The sequence below is a fragment of the Stenotrophomonas sp. 2YAF22 genome, assembly GCF_052114665.1.
GTDB classification, from domain to species: domain Bacteria; phylum Pseudomonadota; class Gammaproteobacteria; order Xanthomonadales; family Xanthomonadaceae; genus Stenotrophomonas; species Stenotrophomonas indicatrix.
Window position 1 is genome coordinate 1 of the sequence record NZ_JBFRFE010000896.1, and the last position, 1,170, is coordinate 1,170.

The 1,170-nt window shown below is 67.0% G+C and carries 1 protein-coding gene; it reads right to left on the bottom strand.

Features of this window, described 5'->3' with window-relative positions; all coding sequences use genetic code 11:
• Positions 1-911: helix-turn-helix domain-containing protein (locus AB4Y84_RS22075; protein WP_442250986.1), on the bottom strand; the 911-nt coding region annotated here is incomplete at its 3' end.
• Positions 912-1,170: the final 259 nt, after the last annotated feature.

Sequence of the window (1,170 nt, forward strand, 5' to 3'; positions counted from 1 at the left end):
GTCTGCAGATGCTGCAGATGAACTGCACTGCCCTCGCCCAGCCGCACCCGATGCGCGGGACCGGGCTGCAGCAGGCGACGTCGCTGTGCAGCGCTGGCGCCGGCAAACAACGTATCCAGCGAAAGCAACGGCAGCGGCCCGCGCCGTGGCAGACCGAGCAGACGCCGGGCGACGCGGTTGGCGGCAAGCAACTGGCCGTCTTCCTGCACCGCCAACAGGCCCTGCAGCGGTGATGCCAGCCAGCGCGGATCATGCTGCACCGCCAGCAGGTGCACATCGCTGAGCGTGTGCATCAAACGGTTCTCGATGGCCAGCGCCGCCTGCCGGAAATAGCCCTGCAGCAATACCGGATCGCGTTCCCCCAAGCCAGTGATGTCGATCGCACCGCAGACCTGCCCCTGCAGGTCATGCAGCGGCTCACTCAAGCAGAACACGGGGGCAAACCGCTGCAGATAGTGTTCGTTGCCGCGTACCAAGGCGGGCAGGTCGTCGGCCAAGCTGACCGCAGGCGCGGTGGTGCCGATCTCGGCCTCGCCCAACCGCCGTCCCACCTGGATCGGCCGCAGCAGCGGCGCATCTTCCAGGCCATGGGCGCGATGCACGATCACCATGCCCTCGCGGTTGGCGCAGAACATCGTCCATCCCCGCGCACCGAACGCGGCCCACAACTGCTCCAGCTCGGGCTGTACACAACGCGCCAGGCGGCGGTCGTCGCGGGATTCCAAGTGGTGGCCGTTGCCCTGCAACGGCGGGTAGTACGGCTCCTGGTCGGGGCGTACACCGGCCGCATGCGAGCGCTGCCAGGACTGCTGCAACGGCAAAGGAAGCACCGCCAGCGACTGCACATCGCCCTCGGCAAAAGCGGCACGCGCCGCCACCAACTGCTGTTGCCCGACTGTCGTGGCCATCATGCGCGCAGAGTACACCCGTGCACGCCACGCCCGCGTTACGTCCCGACAACGGAGCGTTTCCGTTTCCGTCAGGCATTCATCCACGCATGACATGGATCCATGTGTCGACCAAGGTCGACACCTACCAAGGACAGGCCATGCCATYCCAACAGATTRCGGAGATCTGTCGAAGGCGGGGTGGGTCCGGTTGCGGGGGTGTCCGCGGCATGGATGCCGCGGCCAAGCCCCCAAGGACGGGTTTACGGCGTCCCCCGCAACC